Consider the following 21466-nt stretch of genomic DNA (forward strand, 5'->3'; position numbering starts at 1 on the left):
GCGCCTACCGCGCGGCGCACCCCGATGCGCAGGTCTTCGTCGCCACCAAGATGGGCCGTCGCGCGGAGCAGATCCCCGCCAACTACGAGCTCGACAACTCCCAGGCCTGGGCCGCCGCCCGCACCGCCACCCCCGTCCGCCCCACCCGAGAGGAGGCGACCGCATGTACGAAGGCATCGTCCAGGAGCTGATCGACGAGCTCGGCCGGCTCCCCGGCATCGGCCCGAAGTCCGCCCAGCGCATCGCGTTCCACATCCTGCAGACCGAGACGTTCGACGTCACCCGGCTCGCCGAGATCCTGCTCGAGCTGCGCGGCCGTGTGCACTTCTGCGACATCTGCGGGAACGTGGCGGAGGAGGCGACCTGCGGGATCTGCCGCGATCCGCGCCGCAGCCGCGCCGTCATCTGCGTCGTGGAGGAGGCGAAGGACGTCCCGGCGATCGAGCGCACCCGCGAGTTCCGCGGGCTCTACCACGTGCTCGGCGGCGCGATCAGCCCGATCGACGGCATCGGCCCGGATCAGCTCCGCATCCGCCAGCTGCTGCAGCGGCTCGCGGACGGCGAGGTGCAGGAGGTCATCATCGCGACCGACCCGAACCTCGAGGGCGAGGCGACGGCGACCTATCTCTCGCGCATGCTCAGCACCCTCGGCATCCGCATCACCCGTCTTGCCTCCGGGCTGCCCGTCGGCGGAGACCTCGAGTACGCCGACGAGATCACCCTCGGCCGCGCCTTCGAGGGCCGCCGGCTCGTCGAGAACTGACGCGGCCGCCGGAGTCGCATGACCGCTCCGGCATGCGGTCGACCGGTAGACTCGCCCGTCGGGTCGCGACGGCGGTCCAGCCACCGACACGGGAGCAGCACGTGAGCCTGATCGTCCAGAAGTTCGGCGGGTCCTCCGTCGCCGACGCGGAGAGCATCAAGCGGGTCGCGAAGCGGATCGTCGCCACCAAGCAGGCGGGCAACGACGTGGTCGTCGCCGTCTCGGCCATGGGCGACACCACCGACGACCTGCTCGAGCTCGCCCACCAGGTCACGCCCATCCCCGCCCCCCGCGAGCTCGACATGCTGCTCTCCTCGGGCGAGCGCATCTCGATGGCGCTGCTGGCGATGGCGATCAAGAGCATGGGCTTCGAGGCCCGCTCCTTCACCGGCAGCCAGGCCGGCATGATCACGGACGCGCAGCACGGCGCCGCCCGCATCGTCGACATCACCCCGGTCCGCCTCCGCGAGGCGCTCGACGAGAACGCCGTCGTCATCGTCGCGGGCTTCCAGGGCTTCAACCGCGACACGAAGGACATCACCACCCTCGGCCGCGGCGGCTCGGACACCACCGCCGTCGCGCTCGCCGCGGGACTCGGCGCCGACACCTGCGAGATCTACACCGACGTCGACGGCGTCTTCACCGCCGACCCGCGGGTCGTCAAGAAGGCCCGCAAGCTCGACCGCATCACCAGCGAGGAGATGCTCGAGCTGGCCGCCGCGGGAGCGAAGGTGCTGCACATCCGCGCCGTCGAGTTCGCCCGCCGCCACGGAGTCACGCTCCACGTGCGCTCCTCCTTCAGCCCCAACGAGGGCACCATCGTCTACAACGCCGAGACCTCCGGCGCCGAGCAGAACGGACAAGCCGTGGAAGAGCCCATCATCGCCGGAGTCGCCGCCGACCTGAACGAGGCGAAGATCACCGTCGTCGGAGTCCCCGACATCCCGGGCAAGGCCGCGCAGATCTTCACGATCGTGGCCAAGACCGGCTCCAACATCGACATGATCGTGCAGAACGTGTCGGCTGCGGCGACCGCCCGCACGGACATCTCGTTCACCCTGCCCAAGGCCGACGGCCAGACGGTCCTCATGGCTCTCAACGCCGAGAAGGACGAGGTCGGCTTCGAGTCCCTGCAGTACGACGACCAGATCGCCAAGCTCGCGCTCGTGGGCGCCGGGATGCGCACCAACGCCGGCGTCTCCGCGAAGCTGTTCCGCTCCCTCTACGAGGCCGGGATCAACATCGAGATGATCTCCACGAGCGAGATCCGCATCTCGGTCGTCACCCGCGCCGACACCGTGAACGAGGCCCTGCGCGTCGTGCACACCGCCTTCGGGCTCGACGCCGAGGACGAGGCCATCGTCTACGCCGGCACCGGCCGCTGACGGCCGGACACCCTCGCGATCCGGCCGTTCCTCCCGAGCGGCCGGAGCGACCGGTACCCTCTCCCTCGATCCCCCCGCCACGAGCGGCCCGCGCGCCGCACGGACGAAAGAGCACAGCATGAGCAGCACCCCCCTCCACGTGGGCGTCGTCGGCGCGACCGGCCAGGTCGGGAAGGTGATGCGCCGCCTCCTCGAGGAGCGCGACTTCCCGATCGCGTCCATCCGCTTCTTCGCCACCGCCCGCTCGGCGGGCACGACGCTGCCGTTCCGCGGCGAGGACGTCGTGGTCGAGGACGTGGAGACCGCCGATCCGTCGGGGCTCGACATCGCCCTGTTCTCGGCCGGAGCCACGGGCTCGCGCGCGCAGGCGCCCCGCTTCGCCGCGGCCGGCGTCACCGTGATCGACAACTCGAGCGCCTGGCGGATGGACCCCGAGGTCCCGCTGGTCGTCAGCGAGGTGAATTCCCATGCCATCGACCAGGCGGTCAAGGGCATCATCGCCAACCCCAACTGCACCACGATGGCCGCGATGCCGATCCTCAAGGTCCTCGACCGCGAGGCGGGGCTCACGCGCCTGATCGTCAGCACCTACCAGGCCGTGTCCGGCAGCGGGCTGGCCGGAGCGAACGAGCTGGCCGGCCAGGTCCGCGCCGCCGTCGCCGACGAGCACCTGCTCGACCTGGTGCACGACGGCTCGGCGGTCGACTTCCCCGCGCCGGACAAGTACGTCGCCCCGATCGCCTTCGACGTCATCCCCTTCGCGGGGAGCCTGGTCGAGGACGGCTCGAACGAGACCGACGAGGAGAAGAAGCTCCGCAACGAGAGTCGCCGCATCCTCGAGCTCCCGGAGCTGCTGGTCTCGGGCACCTGCGTGCGCGTCCCCGTGTTCACCGGCCACTCGCTCTCCGTCAACGCCGAGTTCGCCTCCGCCCTCAGCCCCGAGCGTGCGCGCGAGCTGCTGGCCGACGCGCCCGGCGTCGTGCTGCGCGAGGTGCCGACTCCGCTGGAGGCCGCGGGCAAGGACCCGAGCTTCGTCGGCCGCATCCGCGCCGACGAGGGCGCCCCGGAGGGACGCGGCCTCGCGCTCTTCATCAGCAACGACAACCTCCGCAAGGGCGCGGCCCTGAACGCCGTGCAGATCGCCGAGCTCATCGCGGCGAAGCAGCCCGTCTCCTGACCGGCGTGGACGGGGCCGGCGCCGAGCGCTCCGGCCCCCTCCGGGTGGAAAAGCCGCGAATTTGATGGGGGAGCGGGGCCCCTCCCGGCCGCGGCGTCCGCGGGCGAGCGTAAACTCGACTCTCGTGAACTCCTCGGAACCGGTCGACGTCGCCCTCATCGGTGGGGGCATCATGAGCGCCACGCTCGGCGCACTCATCACCCAGCTGCAGCCCGACTGGACGATCGCCGCCTACGAGCGCCTCGGCGACGTGGCGCAGGAGTCGTCGAACCCGTGGAACAACGCGGGCACCGGTCACGCGGCCCTCTGCGAGCTGAACTACATGCCCGAGGCGGCCGACGGCTCCGTCGACCCGGCCAAGGCGATCCAGATCAACGAGCAGTTCCAGATCTCGCGCCAGTTCTGGTCGAGCCTGGTGGAGTCCGGCGACATCCGCGAGCCCTCCAGCTTCATCAACCCGGCGCCGCACATGACCTTCGTGCACGGCGAGGCCAACGTCGAGTACCTCCGGAAGCGCTACGAGGCGCTCAAGGACCAGCCGCTGTTCGCCGGCATCGAGTTCACCGAGAGCGTCAAGACCATCCACGAGTGGGCGCCCCTGCTGATGGAGCAGCGTCCCGCCGGCGGCGGCCCCTACGCGGCGACGCGCATGCCGGCCGGCACCGACGTCGACTTCGGCTCGCTGACCCACCAGCTGTTCGACCACGTCGTCGCCCACGGCGGCACGCTCGACACCGGCCGCGAGGTCACCGACATCACCCGGCAGAAGGACGGCACCTGGCGCCTCGACCTCAAGCAGGTCGTCGGAGGCACGCCCCAGTCGGTGACCGCCCGCTTCGTCTTCGTCGGCGCCGGCGGCGGTGCGCTGCACCTCCTGCAGAAGTCGGGCATCCCCGAGATCAAGGGCTTCGGAGGCTTCCCGATCTCGGGGCAGTTCCTCCGCACCGACAACCCCGAGCTGGTCGCCCGGCACAAGGCGAAGGTCTACGGCAAGGCCGCGGTCGGCGCGCCCCCGATGTCGGTGCCGCACCTCGATGCGCGCGTCGTCGACGGCGAGTCGTCCCTCCTCTTCGGCCCCTACGCGGGCTTCACGCCCAAGTTCCTGAAGCGGGGCTCGTGGCTCGACCTGCCCCTGTCGATCCGGCCGCACAACGTCGGCCCGATGCTCGCGGTCGCCCGCGACAACCTCGACCTGATGAAGTACCTGATCGGCGAGGTGCTCGCCGGCCGTGGCAAGAAGATGAAGGCCCTGCGCGAGTTCCTGCCCACCGCCCGCGACGAGGACTGGTACCTGATCACCGCCGGCCAGCGCGTCCAGGTGATGAAGAAGGACGAGAAGAAGGGCGGCGTGCTGCAGTTCGGCACCGAGGTCATCACCGGAGGGGACGGCACGATCGCCGGCCTGCTCGGCGCCTCGCCCGGAGCCTCGACCGCCGTGCCGATCATGCTCGACATCGTGCAGAAGTGCTTCCCCGACCGGATGAAGGCCTGGGAGCCGCGGATCCGCGCTCTGGTGCCGAGCTACGGCTCGACGCTCAACGACGCGCCCGAGAAGGCCGAGCAGACGGTCACCGCGACCGCCGAGACGCTGGAGCTGTCCGCCTCGGTCTGATCGGCTGCGACCCGCTCGAACGTATGTTCTAATGGCTCCATGAGGTGGAGCGGGCAGTCGATCGGCACGGCCGACGAGGCCGCGCTGCCCGGGCTCGTCAAGCTCACCGACCTGGTGCGGACTGTGCGCACGCCGGAGTTCGAGGGCATCACCTTCTACGAGGTGCTCGCGAAGTCGGCGCTCAACCGCGTGCACACCTCCTCGAAGATGCCGTTCGGCTGGAGCATCAACCCGATGCGCGGCTGCACCCACGCCTGCACCTACTGCTTCGCCCGGCCCACGCACGAGTACCTCGAGTTCGACGGCGGCCGCGACTTCGACTCGCAGATCGTCGTGAAGGTGAACGTCGCCGAGGTCCTCACCCGGGAGCTCGCGAAGCCGAGCTGGGAGCGGCACCCCGTGGCACTCGGCACCAACACCGATCCGTACCAGCGCGCCGAGGGCCGCTACCGGCTGATGCCGGGCATCATCGCCGCGCTCGCCGCCTCGGGCACCCCGATCTCGATCCTCACGAAGGGCTCGCTGCTGCGGCGAGACCTGCCGCTGCTCCGCGAGGCCGCCGAGCACGTCCCGGTCGACCTCGGAGTGTCGATCGCCGTCTACGACGAGGGCCTCCAGCGCTCCGTCGAGCCGGGTGCGCCGACCGCGGCGGCCAGGCTGGCGACGGTCACCGCGGCACGGGAGGCCGGCTTCGACTGCTCGGTGTTCCTGATGCCGATCCTGCCGTTCCTCACCGACACACGGGCGCACCTCGACGAGTCGCTCCGGGCCTGCCGCGAGGCGGGCGCCAGCACGATCATGTACTCGACCCTCTACCTCAAGCCCGGGGTGAAGGAGTGGTTCCTGCAGTGGCTCGGGCAGGAGCACCCCGAGCTGGTCGACAAGTACCGAGCGCTCTACCCGGGCCGCGACGCCTACGCGCCTCTCGAGTATCGGCGCTGGCTCTCCGCGCGCATCCGCCCGCTGATGCGCGCGCACGGGCTCGAGCGCGGCGAAGAGGACCCGGCCACCGGCTCCGTCAAGTCCTCCGCACTCGGTTCGCTCGGGACGCTGCGGACCCTCGGCGGCGAGCGGCGCTCCCTCCAGCACGACGGGCTGCTGGTCGGGGAGCTCGGGCCGGAGCGCGCCGCGATCCTGCCCGGCGTCGGGCAGCCGACGCTGTTCTGAGCCGGGGGCGGGCCCGGCCGCGGCTAGGATCGTCCGCATGGTCACCCGCTCCGGTGAGCCCTCGGGCTCCTCCGCCCGGAGCGCCCGCGACGCGGCACCCCGTGCGGTCCGGCTCGGCCTGCTCGACCCGCGCGAGGACCTGCTCGCGGCGACGAGCGCGTGGATCCGCACCCACGCCCCGGACTTCGAGGTCGTCGTGGCCGCCTCCACCTGGCACGACCTGGTGACGAGCGATGTCTTCCCCACCCAGGTGGTCGTGATGGACGTCGAGCTGCGTGAGCCGATCTCGATCGAGGCGCGGATCCGGACCTGCCGGGCGGCGGGAGCCGCGGTCGTGGCGCTCTCCGCGAGCGAGGACGACGAGGTCCGCGGGCGCGCCCTGAAGGCTGGAGCCGTGCGGCACCTGGCGAAGTCGCGCCCGCTCGCCGAGGTGATGGAGCAGACCCGCGCCGCTCTCGAGATGCGCTCGGCCGACGTCTCGTCCGCGCAGTGGCGGCCCCTGCCGTCCGGGGTCGCGGCGCAGCAGCGCCCACGGCTCAGCGCCGGCGAGCTGGAGGCGCTGCGCCTCTATGCGTCCGGATCGAGCACCCTCGAGGTCGCCGCCAAGATGAACGTGCAGTTCGAGACCGCGAAGACCTACCTGCAGCGAGTGCGCCGCAAGTACGTCGCCGTCGGCAGGCCCGCGAGCCGCCGGGCCGACCTGATCCGCCGCGCCGGCGAGGACGGGTTCCTCCCGTGACCGGCCCCTGCTCACCCCGGGGGCCCCGCCTCCGGACCCGCCCCGAGGAGACCTGATGGCCAAGCTGTACTTCCGCTACGGAGCGATGAACAGCGGGAAGAGCACGTCGCTCCTGCAGGCCGCGCACAACTACGAGGAGCGCGGGCACCGGGTGCTGCTGGCCAAGCCGGCCGTCGACACGAAGGGCGAGGAGCTGATCGTGTCGCGGCTCGGCGTGACCCGTCCGGTGGACATCCTGTTCGAGCCCGACGGGGACCCGGTGGCCGTCTTCACCGCCGCCCGGGCCCGCGTGCTGGCCGAGTCGAAGCGCGACGTGAGTGCTCTGCTCGTCGACGAGGCGCAGTTCCTGCCGGAGTCGCACGTCGATGATCTGCTCCGGATCGCCATCCTTGAGAACGTGCCCGTCCTGGCGTACGGCATCCGCACGGACTTCCGCACCGCCGCGTTCCCGGGCAGCAGGCGGCTCCTGGAGATCGCCCACAGCCTCGAGGAGCTGAAGACGATCTGCCGGTGCGGGCGCAAAGCGATCTTCAACGGGCGCGTCGTGGACGGCCGCTTCGTCTTCGACGGCGATCAGGTCGCGATCGACGGAACGGCGGTCACCTACGAGTCGCTGTGCGGCGCGTGCTACCTCCAGGAGAGCCGCGGTCGGCTCCGCGGCTGACCGGTCGAGCGTTCCTCACCGGTGCGACACCCCTCCGAAACGAGGAAGTGGGTAGCCTGACGACGTGACAACACCGGAAACGGAATTACGCCTTTCGAAGCAGCAGGAAAGGTCGGGGGAAACGATGACGGCGCAAGGGGCACCGCTGAGGCGTCGGCCGTCGTGGGAGCAGGACTACCGGCGACGGCTGCTCATCACGGACGTCGTCGCGATCGTCCTCTCCGTCTTCGGCACGCAGCTCTTCTGGTTCGACCTGAACCTGAACTCGGATCTGGGGTTCAAGAACCCCGCCGACATCGCGGTCAGCTACACCTGGGTGTCCGTCGCCCTGTCGGTCGGCTGGCTCCTCGCCCTCCAGGTCTTCGACACGCGCGACCGCCGGATCGTCGGCACCGGCTACGTCGAGTACCGCCGCGTCGTCGACGCCTCCATCTGGCTCTTCGGCATCGTCGCGATCATCGCCTACCTGCTCCAGATCCTGCTCGCGCGCGGCTACATCATCACGGCGTTCCCCGCCGGGATCGTGCTGATCTGCGTCGGCCGCCTGGTCTGGCGATCCTGGCTCACCCGGCAGCGCCGGGCGGGCCGCTTCTCGAGCCAGGTCGTGCTCCTCGGCTCCCGCGCGAGCGTCCTGCACACCGCGCGCGAGCTGCGTCGCGGCACCGAGGCCGGCTACAAGCTCGTCGGTGCCGTCTCGACCTCGGTCGGCGGTGCGGACGCGCTGCGGAGCGAGCAGGAGCTCTCGGGCCTCGCGGTCCACGGGTTCACCGGGATCGACGGCGTCCGCGCCGTGATGGACGCCACCGGCGCCGACACGGTGGTCGTCACGAGCTCCGACGAGCTGGCGCCGCAGCGGATCCGCGAGCTGAGCTGGACGCTCGAGCCCGGGCGCGAGCACCTCGTCGTGGCGCCGAGCCTCACCGACATCGGCGGTCCGCGCATCCACACCCGCCCCGTCGCGGGCCTTCCGCTGATCCACGTCGAGACCCCGCGCTTCGACGGCCGCCAGCGGTTCGCCAAGCGCCTCTTCGACATCCTGGCGTCGACCATGCTGATCATCCTCAGCGCGCCGGTGCTCGTCGTCGTCGCCGTGCTGGTCAAGGTCACCAGCCCCGGGCCCGTGCTCTTCCGGCAGGAGCGCATCGGCCTGAACGGCGCGACCTTCGAGATGCTGAAGTTCCGCTCGATGGTCGTCGACGCGGAGGCGCGACTGGCGGCTCTCGCGTCGCAGCAGCGTGCGGAGGGGAACTCGATCCTCTTCAAGATGGCGAAGGACCCGCGCGTCACCCGGGTGGGCGCGATCCTCCGGCGCTTCAGCCTCGACGAGCTGCCCCAGTTCCTGAACGTCTTCCGCGGCGACATGTCCCTGATCGGCCCCCGCCCGCCGCTGGCCCGCGAGGTCGAGCAGTACGAGGAGCACGTGCACCGCCGCTTCCTGATGAAGCCCGGCATCACCGGGCTCTGGCAGGTCAGCGGACGCTCGAACCTCTCGTGGGAGGACACCGTCCGCCTCGACCTGTACTACGTCGAGAACTGGTCGATGACCGGCGACATCGTGATCCTCTTCAAGACCGCGCGCGCCGTCCTCGCCCGGGACGGGGCGTACTGATCGCCGAAGGAAGGGGCGCCGAGCCCCGCACCCTGTCCGTCTCGGTTCTCGAGACCCCGTTCCGCGTGGTCTTCGGACGCGGCGTCGGCGACGAGGACGCGGCGCGGATCGCCGACAGCTGGGCGGCCTGCGCGTCCGAGCCCGACGCGGGAGCACGCGACGTCCTCGCCGAGGTGGGGCACGATCCCTCCGTCCCGGTCGACGGCTCGCCCCGGGTCTCGAGCGCCACGCTGGCGCAGCTCGAGGAGTCCCTGACCTCGACCCTGACCCTCGAGGCGATCGGCGCCAGGCGCGCCGACCTGCTGATGCTCCACGCCTGCGGGATCTCCGACGAGTCCGGCCGCGTGCTGGCCTTCGTCGCCGCCTCCGGGACCGGCAAGACCACCATCGCCCGGACGCTCGGGTCCCGCTTCGGCTACGTCACCGACGAGACGGTCGGCGTGACCCCGGAGGGGCGCGTCCTGCCCTATCCCAAGCCGCTGTCGGTGAAGCCGCTGACCGGATCGGCGCCGAAGGCGCAGCTGGCCCCCGGGTCGCTCGCCCTCCGACCGGTCCCGGAGGCGCCCCTGCGGCTGGCGGGCGTCCTCCTGCTCGAGCGCCGCGACGGCGTCGGGACGCCCTTCCTCGAGCACGTCGACCCGGTCGACGCGATCGAGGACCTGGTGCCGCAGACCTCCTACCTCTCGGCCCGCCCGCGGCCGATCGCCGATCTCGTCCGCACCCTCTCGGCGCTGGGCGGCGTCCGGCGACTGGTCTACTCCGAGGCCGCGAGCGTGGTGCACCTGGTCGAGGAGGTCTTCGCGTCCCTCGGCGCCGAGGCCCCGTCCGCCTGGTCCGAGGTGGTCTCCGTGCAGCTCGACGCTGTGGGCGAGGCCCTGCCCGGCACCGTCCTGCGCACCCCTGCGGACGACGCGGTGGAGCTCGCCGACGGCCAGCTGCTCGTGTTCTGCGGCGGCACCCTCGTGCGCCTGTCCGGCATCGGCCCGACGATCTGGCGCCACGCCGGCCGGGGCTCCGATCTGCCCGGTCTCGTCGCCGCGGTGCTCGAGGAGGCGGGCCCGCCGCCCGCCGGCGTCGATGCGGAGGCGGTCGTCGAGTCGGCGGTCGTCGAGCTCGAGGGCCTCGGAGTGATCACGAGAGGGACTCCGCCGGAGCCCACCCCCGACGGGTGGCACGGTTGACGCGCCTGGCGCCGAGGGCGCGGAAGCGCTGTGTCAGAATTCGGAAGAACCCGTCTCCGGCGCCCGCCGCGTGATCCGTACCAGCGAAGGAAATCTGACTCTGTGGAACTTCGAGACGTCCTCCGGCTCCTGCGCGACCACTGGATCCCGATCGTCGCGGCGATCCTCCTCGGCACTCTCGTCGCCTTCGGCTGGTCGCTGACGCAGAAGCCGCGGTACGTCGCCGACTCGCAGGGCCTCGTCTCCGTCGCCACCACCGGTGCCGACGACAGCCAGGCGATCTACACGCAGCAGATCGCGCAGTCCGTCGCCAAGTCGAGCCTCGCCACCTACGTCCCGATCGCCACCTCGCGCGACGTGGCGCAGATCGCGATCGACAGCCTCGGCCTCGATGTCTCGCCCGCCACGCTGATCTCGGCGATCGCGGTGCAGGCCGACACGGTCGCCCCGGTGATGAAGGTCAGCGCCACCGCCTCCACCCCCGAGGGCGCGCAGAAGCTCGCCGACGCCTGGGTCGCGGCCATCGCCGCCAAGGTGCAGCAGGTCAACCAGGAGACGGGCGTCGGCGACACGGTCTCCCTCACCGTCCTGCAGACCGCGGCGCTCCCGTCCTCGCCGGCGTTCCCGAACCTGCGCCTCGTCCTCGCGGTCGGCGCGCTCGCGGGCCTCGTCCTCGGCCTCGTCTACGCGTTCGTCCGCAACACGCTGGACCGGCGCATCCGCACCGCCGAGATGGTCGAGCGCCTGTTCGACCTCCCCGTGGTCGGCACCCTCCCCGTCGACAAGCGCCTCAGCGAGACCAACCGCATCGTCCCCGAGGCCGACACGACCGACTACATCAAGGCCGACGGCAAGCACGCACTCGCCGAGGCGCTGCGCGAGCTCCGCACGAACCTGCAGTTCATGAACATCGACAGCCCGCCGCGCATCATCGTCGTGACGAGCCCGCTGCCCTCGGACGGCAAGTCGACGGTGACCGCGAACCTCGCGGTGACGCTCGCCGCCTCCGGCCAGCGGACCGTCGTCGTCGATGGCGACCTCCGCAAGCCCACCGTTGCCAAGTCGTTCGGCCTCGTTCCCGGCGTCGGCCTGACCGACCTGCTGATCGGCAAGGCGGAGCTGCAGGACGTCCTGCAGCCGTGGGGCCCGTCCGGCAACCTCTGGGTGCTCGGAGCCGGGTCGATCCCGCCGAACCCGTCCGAGCTGCTCGGCTCCAACGGCATGGACATCCTCCTGCACGAGATCGCTCGCGAGGCCATCGTGATCGTCGATGCGCCGCCGCTCCTGCCCGTCACGGACGGCGCCATCCTCACCGCCCGCACCGACGGCGCGCTCGTGGTCATCTCCGCGGGCAGGACGACGACCGACGAGCTGGGCAAGGCGATCCAGAACCTCGAGCGGGTCAGCGGCCACACCCTCGGCGTGATCCTCAACCGCGTGCCCGCGCGCGGCCAGGTCGGCCGGGGCTACGGCTACTACTACACGAGCTACTACGGCTCCGAGCGATCGGGTGCCCGCCCGGACACGGCCGTCGAGCCCGAGCCCGCGTCGACCTCGGCCTGAGCGCCCCGCGATGATCTTCCCGGGAGACGACTCCGCCCGCCCCGCCCGCCGGAGCTGGCGACCGGACGAACCGGTCGCCGCCTCCGCCGCGCCCGTCTTCACCGTGCTCTCGGTCTGCACCGGCAACATCTGCCGGTCGCCGATGGCGGAGCAGCTGCTGCGCGCCGCACTCGCCGACGCGACCTCACCCGCGGGAGGTCCGCTCTTCGCGTTCACGAGCGCCGGAGTGAGGACGCGCGACGGACTGCCGATGGACCCGGTCTCGGCCCGCTTCTCGGCTCAGCACGGGGGAGACCCGGCCGCGCACACGAGCGCGGTGCTCGGCGACGCGATCGTCGGCGACGCCGACCTCCTGCTCACGATGACGCGCGACCACCTGGTCGACGCCTCCCGGCGCTTCCCGTCGCTCCTCCTCCGCGGCTTCACGCTGCTCGAGTTCGCCCGCGTGCTGCCGTTCGTGCTGCGGGAGGTGCCGCTGCCGACGGTCGAGGACCCCGCCGCGCGGCTCCGCGCCGTCGTGCGGCTCGCCGCCGCCCACCGCGGGCGCGCCCCGCGGGGCGAGGGCGGCGACGACATCGAGGACCCGATCGGCCGCAGCGAGGCCGTGCACGAGCGCGTGGCGGCGCAGATCGCGGCGGCTGTCGCCGACCTCTCCCGTGATCTGAGAGCATTGGCGCGGCGGTAGTCGCGCGTCTGCGGGCGCGCTGACGCCTCGCCGCATCGCATCGCTCCTCCTCACCGTCGCGACCGCGACACGAACCCGCCACGATTCGGAGAACCCCTGTGAAGCTTTCTGTCATCGGCTGCGGCTACCTCGGTGCCGTCCACGCTGCCGCCATGGCCGAGCTCGGCCACGACGTCATCGGCATCGACGTCGACCAGAAGAAGATCGACGCCCTGGCGGCCGGCACCGCGCCGTTCTTCGAGCCCGGCCTCCCGGAGCTGCTGTCCTCCGGCGTCGCCTCCGGGCGTCTGCGCTTCTCGACCGACATGGCCGACGCCGCCGGTGCGGCCGTGCACTTCGTCGCCGTCGGCACCCCGCAGAAGCCGGGCGAGAACGCCGCGGACATGACCTACGTCGACTCGGCGATCGACGGTCTCCTGCCCTACCTCGAGGCGGACTCCCTCGTCGTCGGCAAGTCGACCGTCCCCGTCGGCACCGCCGCCCGCCTGGCCGACCGCATCGCCTCCTCCGGTGCGACCCTCGCCTGGAACCCCGAGTTCCTCCGCGAGGGCTTCGCCGTGAAGGACACGATCAGCCCCGACCGCCTCGTCTACGGCGTGCCCGCAGGCGAGGCTGGAGCAGCGGCGAAGGCGACCCTCGACGAGGTCTACGCGACGGCGCTCGCGGCCGAGACCCCGCTCGTGGTCACCGACTACGCCACCGCCGAGCTGGTGAAGGTCTCGGCCAACGCCTTCCTCGCGACCAAGATCTCGTTCATCAACGCGATCGCCGAGATCGCGGAGGTCACCGGCGCGGACGTCACGCAGCTCGCCGACGCGATCGGCTACGACGTGCGGATCGGCCGCCGCTTCCTGAACGCGGGCATCGGCTTCGGAGGCGGCTGCCTCCCGAAGGACATCCGCGCCTTCTCGGCCCGCGCCGACGAGCTCGGCGTCGGCGAGTCCGTCGCCTTCCTCAAAGAGGTCGACGCGATCAACCTGCGTCGCCGTCAGCGCGTCGTCGACCTCGTCACCGAGGGCCTGGGCGGCTCCGTCGAGGGCCGCCGCATCGCGGTGCTCGGTCTGGCGTTCAAGCCGGAGTCGGACGACATCCGCGACTCGCCGTCGCTCGACGTCGCCGCTCGCCTGCACGACCTCGGTGCGACCGTGGTCGCGACCGACCCCGAGGCGATCGAGAACTCGCGCCGCCGCTACCCCGAGATCACCTACACGACCGACGTCGACGAGGCGCTGGCCGGTGCCGACGCCGTGGTCGTCGTGACGGAGTGGAAGCAGTTCCGCGCCCTCGACCCCGCGGCCACGGCGGCGAAGGTGGCCAACACCTTCCTCGTCGACGGTCGCAACTGCCTCGACCCCGCCGCCTGGCGTGCGGCCGGCTGGGAGTACCGCGGCCTCGGCCGCTGACGCGGCAGAGCCGTCGTCTCAGCGGACGCGGCTCGGCTGGTCCGCCACGACGCCGGAGGTGCCGCGGAGGGGGATGTGCGCGAAGGCGTCGTCCCACTCCGCCGCCCTCCGGCGTCGTCGTGCGCGGACGACCATCCGGAGCAGGACGCCGGCGACCGCGCCGAGGAGGGCGCCGGAGGTGTTCATCACGACGTCCTCGACGGTCGCGAAGCGCGCCGAGAGGAAGAGCAGCTGGCCCGCCTCGATGAGCGAGCTCACGACGGCGCCGACGGCCACAGCGACCCACGCCCTCCGGAGCCGCAGGTTGAGGGCCAGGAGCAGCCCCAGGGGCACGAACAGGGCGATGTTGGCGGTCGACTCGATGAACGCGTAGTCGACCATCGGGAGGCCGTGCCGGGCGAACCAGGAGGTCACCCGGCCGAGATCCCCCCGCACTCCCGCATCGACGGGCGTCGGCCAGAAGGCGATCGCTGCGAGCGCGACCACGTAGGGCACGCCGATGGCGAGGGTGAGGCGGGTGAGCGACCGGGTCACGGTGCTCCTCTCGTCGGTCGTCGGGCGGAGGCGGCGACGACGGCGGAAGAACAGTCTCGCTCCCGGCTGCTGGGATCGGGCCGGGAGGCGCGGGGGAGTGGGCTGGAGGCACGGCCGTGCGCAGGACGCTCGGGACGCCGACAGGGGTGCTCGAGCCGGAGAGCGCAGGGCGGTGATCGGGCCGGCTCCGTCGACGACCCGGCTCCGATCCGGGCGAGCATCCGCCCGCGGGCGAGCCCCGCCACAGCAGAATTCCGAGAACGCCCCGGGAACGACGAAGCCCGGCCGGATCATCGATCCTGGCCGGGCTTCTCACCGGTCGGGGTAGCGGGATTCGAACCCACGACCTCCTCGTCCCGAACGAGGCGCGCTACCAAGCTGCGCCACACCCCGGTGTGCTCATCACGGAGAACCGCTCACGAGCCTCGACAATAGTAGCCGATTTCCGGACCGCCGTCGGACACCCCTCGTCAGGCCGCCGGAGTGAGCGTGACGAGGGTCACCTCGGGCCGGCAGGCGAAGCGCACCGGTGCGTAGATCGAGGTGCCGACTCCGGCGGACACGTTGAGGTACGAGCTGCGCAGTCCGTTGTCCCACGTCGTCGAGCCGGCGACCTTGTCGCGCGGGATGTCGCAGTTGGTGACGAGGGCGCCGAAGCCCGGGACGCAGACCTGCCCGCCGTGCGTGTGCCCGGCGAGGATCACCTCGGCGCCGCGGGCGACGAAGTCGTCGAGGATGCGCTGGTAGGGCGCGTGCGCCACGCCGATGCTGACCCCGGCCGGTCCGTCCTCCGCGCCGCGCAGCTCGTCCACGGCTCCGGCGACGAGGTCGATGCGGTCGAGGCCGATGTGCGGGTCGTCGACGCCGAAGAACTCGATGCGCGTCCCCTTCACCGTGATGCTCTCGGCACGGTTGTTGAGGTCCACCCAGGCGAGCCCGTCCGAGAAGAAGCCGGTCAGCCCGTCGGTGTCGAGATCGGCCTCGTGCTGCTTGGGGTTCTTGGAGGGGCCGACGAAGTAGCGGAGCGGGTTCTTGATCCGAGGGCCGAAGTAGTCGTTGGACCCGTTGACGAAGGCGCCGGGGATCCCGGCGAAGGGCTCCAGAGCCCGGCGGATGCCGAGCACGCCGTCGCGGTGGCCGAGGTTGTCGCCGGTGTCGACCACGACGTCGGGCGCCAGGGCGAGGAGCGAGCGGATCCACTCCTGCTTCTTCGTCTGCCACGGGGCCATGTGCAGGTCAGACACGTGCAGGACGCGGATCGGCTCGGAACCCGCGGGCAGCACCGGGAACGACGTGCGCCGGACGGTGAACAACGTCCGCTCGACGCCGATGCCCCAGGCCGCGGCGACGGCTCCGGCCGCGGCGACGGTCGCAAGGGCGGTGGTGAGGGGGCGACGGGTGCGTCCGGTCATGGGTCCTTCTCTCGCACGTCGGCCGCGAGCGCGGCCGCGTTCATTCTGCCGGACGCTCCCTCGGGAGCAGCCGGGGGTGCAGGGGCTCAGCCCGCGCGGGGCGGGGCGCCCGGTCCGGCGCTGATCTGCAGGGTGATCTCCGCGCCCCGGGAGACGCGCGACCCGGCGGGAGGGTTCGTCTGCGCGACCGTCCCTGCCGGGCGGTCGGAGGGGACCGGAGAAGTGTCGACGCGGACCGTGAAGCCGACGGAGCGCAGTCGTGCGGCCGCCGCAGAGGGGCTCTGGCCGGTGACCTGGGGCACGGCCTCCTGCGGAGCGTCGACGAGCGAGCGGACGGGAGCCGGGAACGCCGTCCCGCCGTACTTCGCGTCGGCGACGCGCATGATGCGCGGCCAGATCTGGTGGCGCACCTGCCCGGCGTTCACCCGGTTGAGACTGAATCCGCGCATGGAGGTGAAGCCGGTCACGTTGCCGACCCAGGTGGCGGTGGCGACCTCGGTGCTCGCGCCGACCATCCACGTGTGCAGCGCGTCGTCCGTGGTGCCGGTCTTACCGATGTGCGGCACCCCGGTGCGGGGGTTGGAGGGGGCGCCGGTGCCGCCCGTCACCACCTGCTGCAGGGCGTAGCCGGCGGTCGCGGCCACCTCCTCGGACATCCCCTGGCTGCACTCGGAGGCGGGCGGCGCGACGTCCGCGCCCGTGCGGTCGACGATCCGGTCGATCGCGATGGGCGTGCAGACGGTGCCCTTGTTCGCGAAGCCGGCGAAGGCCGTGGCCATCGTGAGCGGAGCGATCTCGTTGGTGCCGAGGATGGTCGGCGCGAGCTTCTGCAGCTCGGTCCCGTCGGCACGGTGCACGCCCATCGCCAGCGCCGTGTTGCGGATGCCGCAGAGGTCCAGCTGCTGGGCCATGGCGGCGAACGAGGTGTTGATCGAGCCGGTCGTCGCCTGCAGGGCCGTGGTCACTCCTCCGTTGCCGCCCTCGTCGTTCCCGGGGTTCCAGGACTCGCCGTAGTAGACGCCGTCGGGCTCGCAGCTGTCACGGAAGGTCGTGTAGGCGCGGCGGGTGCCGTCGACGCTCTCGCCGAGCGAGTGCCCCTCCTGCAGCCACTCCGCGAGGGTGAACACCTTGTAGGTCGAGCCGACCTGGAATCCCGAGGAGCCGCCGTACCCGAAGTCGGTGTTGTAGTTGACGCTCGTGTAGTTGGGGCCCGTCAGGTCCGGATCGTTGGAGTAGTCCTTGTTCTGGGTCATCGCGAGGATCCGGCCGGTGCCGACCTCGACCGAGACGCTCGCGCTGCCGATGTTCACGTTCGCCATCGACTTGGGCACCCAGTCGTCGGTGGCCGAGACGGCGGCCTGCTGCAGGTCGGAATCGAGTGTCGTGTAGATCCGGTAGCCGCCGCGCTTGAAGGTGGCGTCGCGCTCGTCCTGGCTCGCACCGAACGCGTCGTCGTTCTTGATGACCCAGGTGACGTAGTCGCAGAAGAAGGCCGCGACTCCGGCCGTCTGGCAGCCGGTGCTCGGCTCGGTGATGTCTGGCGTCACGGGCTCGGCGACGGCCGCCTGCGCCTGCTCGGACGTCACCTTCGACTCGAGGTCCATGCGGGTGACGATGTAGTCGCGCCGGTCCCGGGTCTGCGGGTAGCCCTCCGCGGCGGGGTTCGCCGGGTCGCCGGGCCGGTCGAAGCGGAACTTCTCGGGGTTGTTCACGATCGCGACGAGTGCGGCGGACTGCGCGAGCGAGAGGTCCTTCGCGCTCACTCCGAAGTAGTAGCGGGCGGCCGCCTCGACGCCGTAGACGGTGCCGCCGAACAGGGCGATGTTGAGGTAGCCCAGCAGGATGTCGTTCTTCGGATACTCCTTCTCGAGCCCGATGGCGAGCCGCATCTCGGCGACCTTGCGCTCCGGAGTGGTCTCCGTGGCCTCGCGGTAGGCCGCGTCGCGCTCGATCGGATCGCTGAGCGCCTCCGCCTTCTGCACGAGCACGTTCTTGACGTACTGCTGCGTGATGGAGGAGCCGCCCTGGACGTCCCCGCCCATGGCCGTCGTCGCAGCCGCGCGGACGGTGCCGAGCAGATCGATGCCGCCGTGCTCGTAGAAGCGGGGGTCCTCGGAGGCGACCACGGCGTCCTTCACGAACGGCGAGATCTCGTCCCAGCCCACCTCGACGCGGTTCTGGGCGTAGAAGGAGGCGAGCAGCACGTCGCCGCCGGAGGAGTCCTTCGCGTACACGTCGCTCTTCTCGGCGAGCGTGCCGATCTCGAGGTACTCGGGGAGGTTGTCGAACATCTCCACCGTGTTGCCGGCGGCCATCCCGCTCAGCGCGATCGCCGGCGTCACCGAGGCGGCCACCAGGACTCCCGCGACGACGCTCATGGCGACGATGCCGATCAGACCGCCGACGGCGCCCCCGATGGTCTTCACGACTCTGGTCCCGCCCTGCCCCGACATAGAATCAGCGTAGTCGCCGCGCTCGGACGAGCCGCGGCGCTCATCCCGCCGACGCGCGGCGCTCAGCAGTCGTCCCGCACCGGCCGCACCCGAGGAGAGCCATGTCCGTCCCGCGCTGGGAGTACATCACCACCCCGCTGATGATCCACAACACCACGGCGATCCTGAACACCTGGGGATCCGAGGGCTGGGAGCTGGTCCAGATCGTGACCGGTCCCGAGGGCGGCCTCGTCGCGTACCTCAAGCGCCCCGTCGCCGAGGCCGGCGCGTGATCGCCGAGCGTCTCGCGGAGCTCGGCGTCGAGCTGCCCGCCGTGGCGGTCCCCGCCGGCGCCTACGTCCCCGCCGTCGTGCACGGCGGCCTCGTCTACACGGCCGGGCAGATCCCCTTCGTCGACGGCGCTCTGCCGCTGGTCGGCAAGGTCGGCGCCGAGGTGTCGCCCGAGCAGGCGAAGGAGCTGGCCCGCACCTGCGCCCTCAACGCGCTCGCGGCCGTCGCCGACGCGATCGGATCGCTCGACCGGGTGACGCGGATCGTGAAGCTCACCGGCTTCGTCGCGTCCGCCTCCGGCTTCACCGGGCAGCCCGGCGTGATCAACGGCGCCTCGGAGCTGCTCGGCGACGTGTTCGGCGAGCCCGGCCGTCACGCGCGCTCGGCCGTCGGGGTGGCGGAGCTGCCCCTCGGCGCTCCCGTCGAGGTCGAGCTGATCGTCGCCTTCGACTGACGCACCGCCCCCTCCGGCCCACGCGGCGGGAGGGGGCGGCGCCCGGTCAGTCCGCGGCGATCGCGGAGGAGATCACCGCCATCACCTGCGTGTCCGCGAGCGTCGTCGTGTCGCCCACGGCACGTCCCTCCGCCACGTCGCGCAGCAGCCGGCGCATGATCTTCCCCGAGCGGGTCTTGGGCAGCTCCTGCACCACGAAGATCCGCTTCGGGCGGGCGATTGCGCCGATGTGCTCGGCGACGTGCGCCTTCAGGGTGGCCTCGAGCTCGTCGTGTCCGTGGGCCAGCGCCTCGGCCTGGCTCGCCTTCGCGATCACGAATGCGACCACGGCCTGGCCGGTGGTCTCGTCCGCGGCTCCCACGACGGCCGCCTCGGCGACGACCGGGTGCGAGACGAGGGCCGACTCGATCTCGGCCGTCGAGAGGCGGTGGCCGGAGACGTTCATCACGTCGTCCACGCGCCCCAGGAGCCAGAGGTCGCCGTCCTGGTCGCGACGCGCTCCGTCGCCCGCGAAGTAGCGGTCGCCGAACTTCGACCAGTAGGTATCGACGTAGCGCTCCGGGTCGCCCCAGATGCCGCGCAGCATCGCCGGCCAGGGCTCGGTGATCACGAGCAGTCCGCCCTCGTCGGCGCCGACCGGCGTCCCGGCGTCGTCGACCACGTCGATCGAGATCCCCGGCAGAGCGACCTGCGCGGACCCGGGCTTGAGAGTCGTCACCCCGGGCAGGGGGGACACCATCATCGCGCCGGTCTCGGTCTGCCACCAGGTGTCGACGATGGGGGTGCGGCCGCCGCCGATGACGTCGCGGTACCAGACCCACGCCTCCGGGTTGATCGGCTCGCCGACCGATCCGAGCAGGCGCAGGCTCGAGAGGTCGAAGCGCTGCGGGATCTGCCGGCCGAGCTTCATGAAGGAGCGGATCGCCGTGGGCGCCGCGTAGAGGATCGTCACGCCGTGCTTCTCGACGATCTCCCACCAGCGGCCGGGATGCGGGCTGTCGGGAGTGCCCTCGTACATCACCTGGGTGGCGCCGTTGGCGAGCGGGCCGTAGACGACGTAGCTGTGTCCGGTGATCCAGCCCACGTCCGCGGTCGACCAGTAGACGTCCGACTCGGGGTGCAGGTCGAAGACCGCGCGGTGCGTGAAGGCGACCTGGGTGAGGTACCCGCCGCTGGTGTGCAGGATGCCCTTGGGCTTCCCGGTCGTGCCGCTCGTGTAGAGGATGAAGAGGGGCTGCTCGGCGGGGAACGGCTTGGCGACGTGGTCGGCGTCGACCGCCACGATCTCCTCGTGCCACCAGAGGTCGCGCCCCTCGTGCCAGGCGACCTCGTTGCCTCCGCGGCGCACGACCAGGACGTGCTGGACGCTGGACTCGCCGCCGAGGGCGAGCGCGGCGTCGACCGCCGGCTTCAGGGGCGAGACGGCGCCCTTGCGCCAGCCGCCGTCGGCGGTGATGACGAGTGTCGCCTCCGCGTCGTCGATCCGCGCGCGGAGGCTCTCGGCGCTGAAGCCGCCGAAGACGACGGAGTGGACCGCCCCCAGCCGGGCGACGGCCAGCATCGCGATGACCGCCTCCGGGATCATGGGCAGGTAGATCGCGATGCGGTCGCCGGCGCGGACGCCGAGGCTCGTGAGCAGGTTCGCGGCGCGCTTCACCTCGGCGGTGAGCTCGGCGTAGGTGATCGAGCGGGAGTCGCCGGGCTCGCCCTCCCAGTGCAGGGCGACACGGTCGCCGTGGCCGGCCAGGACGTGGCGGTCGAGGCAGTTGTAGGCCACGTTCAGCTCGCCGTCGTCGAACCACTTCGCGAACGGGGGCTCGCTCCAGTCGAGCGTGCGCGTGAACGGCCGGTGCCAGTGCAGGAGCTCGCGGCTCCGGTCGGCCCAGAAGGCGAGGCGGTCGGCCGCGGCCTCGTCGTAGAGCGCGGCGGTCGCGACCGCTCCGGCGGCGAGATCGGCCGGCGGCGGGAACCGGCGGGTCTCGTGGAGGAGGTTGTCGATGGCGTTCCGGTCGGCGGCCGGGGCGTCGGGGGGAGTGGACATCTGCGATTCGCTCCTTCGCGAGTGAGACGTTCGCCGGCCCGCGCGGTCGGCGTCGCACCACCGTAGCGCCCGCCTCCAGCGCGGATCACCGAGCGCCGCAAGCTGGGTGCGGGGCGGGTGTCGGATAAGAGTCCGCAGAGAACAGGATCCGGGCTTGGCGAATCGCGATCCGTCCCCTACAGTTGCATACGGCCGAATGAACTTCGGCCCAGCGGCGCAAGTGATTCCCCCCAATCCAGCGCCGCCGAGGCGGCACCTGTTCCCCCCAATGGGTGCCGCCCCCTTCTTCCCGCCGGATCCGGCGGAGGGACGCCCCCGCTCGAGCTCTGCTCGCGGGGGCGTTTCCGCGTTGCC

At 71.6% G+C, this 21466-nt stretch carries 18 protein-coding genes, 1 tRNA gene and 1 pseudogene; 15 read left to right on the forward strand and 5 right to left on the reverse strand.

What is annotated here, in order from left to right:
* The 13 genes and pseudogenes from C5B92_RS17525 to C5B92_RS07205 all read left to right on the forward strand — a co-directional run.
* Positions 1-191, forward strand: a pseudogene (locus C5B92_RS17525) (hypothetical protein); the annotation flags it as partial.
* Positions 164-763 (forward strand): recombination mediator RecR, encoded by a 600-nt coding sequence (gene recR, locus C5B92_RS07150; RefSeq protein WP_104222157.1) that lies wholly within the window; start codon positions 164-166, stop codon positions 761-763. The pseudogene C5B92_RS17525 and the gene recR, both read left to right, overlap by 28 nt.
* A gap of 101 nt (positions 764-864) precedes the next feature.
* Entirely contained in the window at positions 865-2148 is a 1284-nt protein-coding gene (locus tag C5B92_RS07155) for an aspartate kinase (protein ID WP_104256502.1), read from the forward strand.
* 118 nt (positions 2149-2266) lie between these two features.
* On the forward strand, positions 2267-3325 hold the full coding sequence (locus C5B92_RS07160; protein WP_104350236.1) for an aspartate-semialdehyde dehydrogenase: 1059 nt from the start codon (positions 2267-2269) through the stop codon (positions 3323-3325).
* 64 nt (positions 3326-3389) lie between these two features.
* Positions 3390-4937, forward strand: a complete 1548-nt coding sequence (locus C5B92_RS07165) for a malate:quinone oxidoreductase (RefSeq protein ID WP_104350237.1) — start codon at positions 3390-3392, stop codon at positions 4935-4937.
* 39 nt (positions 4938-4976) lie between these two features.
* Positions 4977-6104, forward strand: a complete 1128-nt coding sequence (locus C5B92_RS07170) for an Rv2578c family radical SAM protein (protein WP_104233745.1) — start codon at positions 4977-4979, stop codon at positions 6102-6104.
* Positions 6105-6141: 37 nt separating this feature from the next.
* Complete coding sequence (locus C5B92_RS07175; RefSeq protein WP_104350238.1) at positions 6142-6843, forward strand: response regulator transcription factor; 702 nt, start codon at positions 6142-6144, stop codon at positions 6841-6843.
* 55 nt (positions 6844-6898) lie between these two features.
* Entirely contained in the window at positions 6899-7507 is a 609-nt protein-coding gene (locus tag C5B92_RS07180) for a thymidine kinase (protein ID WP_104227256.1), read from the forward strand.
* A gap of 124 nt (positions 7508-7631) precedes the next feature.
* A complete protein-coding gene (locus tag C5B92_RS07185; protein ID WP_104222171.1) occupies positions 7632-9116 on the forward strand; it encodes a sugar transferase in 1485 nt (494 codons plus the stop codon).
* 65 nt (positions 9117-9181) lie between these two features.
* Entirely contained in the window at positions 9182-10297 is a 1116-nt protein-coding gene (locus tag C5B92_RS07190) for a hypothetical protein (RefSeq protein ID WP_104350239.1), read from the forward strand.
* 102 nt (positions 10298-10399) lie between these two features.
* Positions 10400-11860, forward strand: a complete 1461-nt coding sequence (locus C5B92_RS07195; RefSeq protein ID WP_181028765.1) for a polysaccharide biosynthesis tyrosine autokinase — start codon at positions 10400-10402, stop codon at positions 11858-11860.
* A gap of 10 nt (positions 11861-11870) precedes the next feature.
* Complete coding sequence (locus C5B92_RS07200) at positions 11871-12545, forward strand: low molecular weight phosphatase family protein (RefSeq protein ID WP_104256506.1); 675 nt, start codon at positions 11871-11873, stop codon at positions 12543-12545.
* Between the two features lie 98 nt (positions 12546-12643).
* Positions 12644-13948: a UDP-glucose/GDP-mannose dehydrogenase family protein gene (locus C5B92_RS07205; RefSeq protein ID WP_104222179.1), complete on the forward strand. Its 1305-nt coding sequence runs from the start codon at positions 12644-12646 to the stop codon at positions 13946-13948.
* An 18-nt stretch (positions 13949-13966) separates the two neighbouring features.
* Here C5B92_RS07205 and C5B92_RS17645 read toward each other — a convergent pair whose 3' ends face one another.
* The 4 genes from C5B92_RS17645 to C5B92_RS07225 form a co-directional block, all read right to left on the reverse strand.
* Positions 13967-14482 (reverse strand): VanZ family protein, encoded by a 516-nt coding sequence (locus C5B92_RS17645; RefSeq protein ID WP_258061301.1) that lies wholly within the window; start codon positions 14480-14482, stop codon positions 13967-13969.
* 319 nt (positions 14483-14801) lie between these two features.
* A tRNA-Pro gene (locus C5B92_RS07215) sits at positions 14802-14875 on the reverse strand.
* A gap of 77 nt (positions 14876-14952) precedes the next feature.
* A complete protein-coding gene (locus C5B92_RS07220) occupies positions 14953-15894 on the reverse strand; it encodes a metallophosphoesterase (RefSeq protein ID WP_104256508.1) in 942 nt (313 codons plus the stop codon).
* 86 nt (positions 15895-15980) lie between these two features.
* Positions 15981-18347, reverse strand: coding sequence for a transglycosylase domain-containing protein (locus tag C5B92_RS07225; RefSeq protein WP_104256509.1), 2367 nt, complete (start codon positions 18345-18347; stop codon positions 15981-15983).
* A gap of 101 nt (positions 18348-18448) precedes the next feature.
* Between C5B92_RS07225 and C5B92_RS17265 the strand changes: the two genes are divergently transcribed.
* Positions 18449-18619: a hypothetical protein gene (locus tag C5B92_RS17265; RefSeq protein ID WP_164861113.1), complete on the forward strand. Its 171-nt coding sequence runs from the start codon at positions 18449-18451 to the stop codon at positions 18617-18619.
* Positions 18616-19071 carry a RidA family protein gene (locus C5B92_RS07230; RefSeq protein ID WP_208543361.1) on the forward strand — a complete coding sequence of 152 codons (456 nt, stop codon included), beginning with the start codon at positions 18616-18618 and terminating at the stop codon, positions 19069-19071. The genes C5B92_RS17265 and C5B92_RS07230 overlap by 4 nt, the downstream gene beginning before the upstream one ends.
* Before the next feature lie 46 nt (positions 19072-19117).
* Here C5B92_RS07230 and acs read toward each other — a convergent pair whose 3' ends face one another.
* Positions 19118-21112 carry an acetate--CoA ligase gene (gene acs, locus C5B92_RS07235; protein ID WP_104256510.1) on the reverse strand — a complete coding sequence of 665 codons (1995 nt, stop codon included), beginning with the start codon at positions 21110-21112 and terminating at the stop codon, positions 19118-19120.
* Between the last annotated feature and the right edge of the window lie 354 nt (positions 21113-21466).

The sequence above is a fragment of the Rathayibacter sp. AY1A4 genome, assembly GCF_002930955.1.
In the GTDB taxonomy this organism is placed as follows: Bacteria; Actinomycetota; Actinomycetes; order Actinomycetales; family Microbacteriaceae; genus Rathayibacter.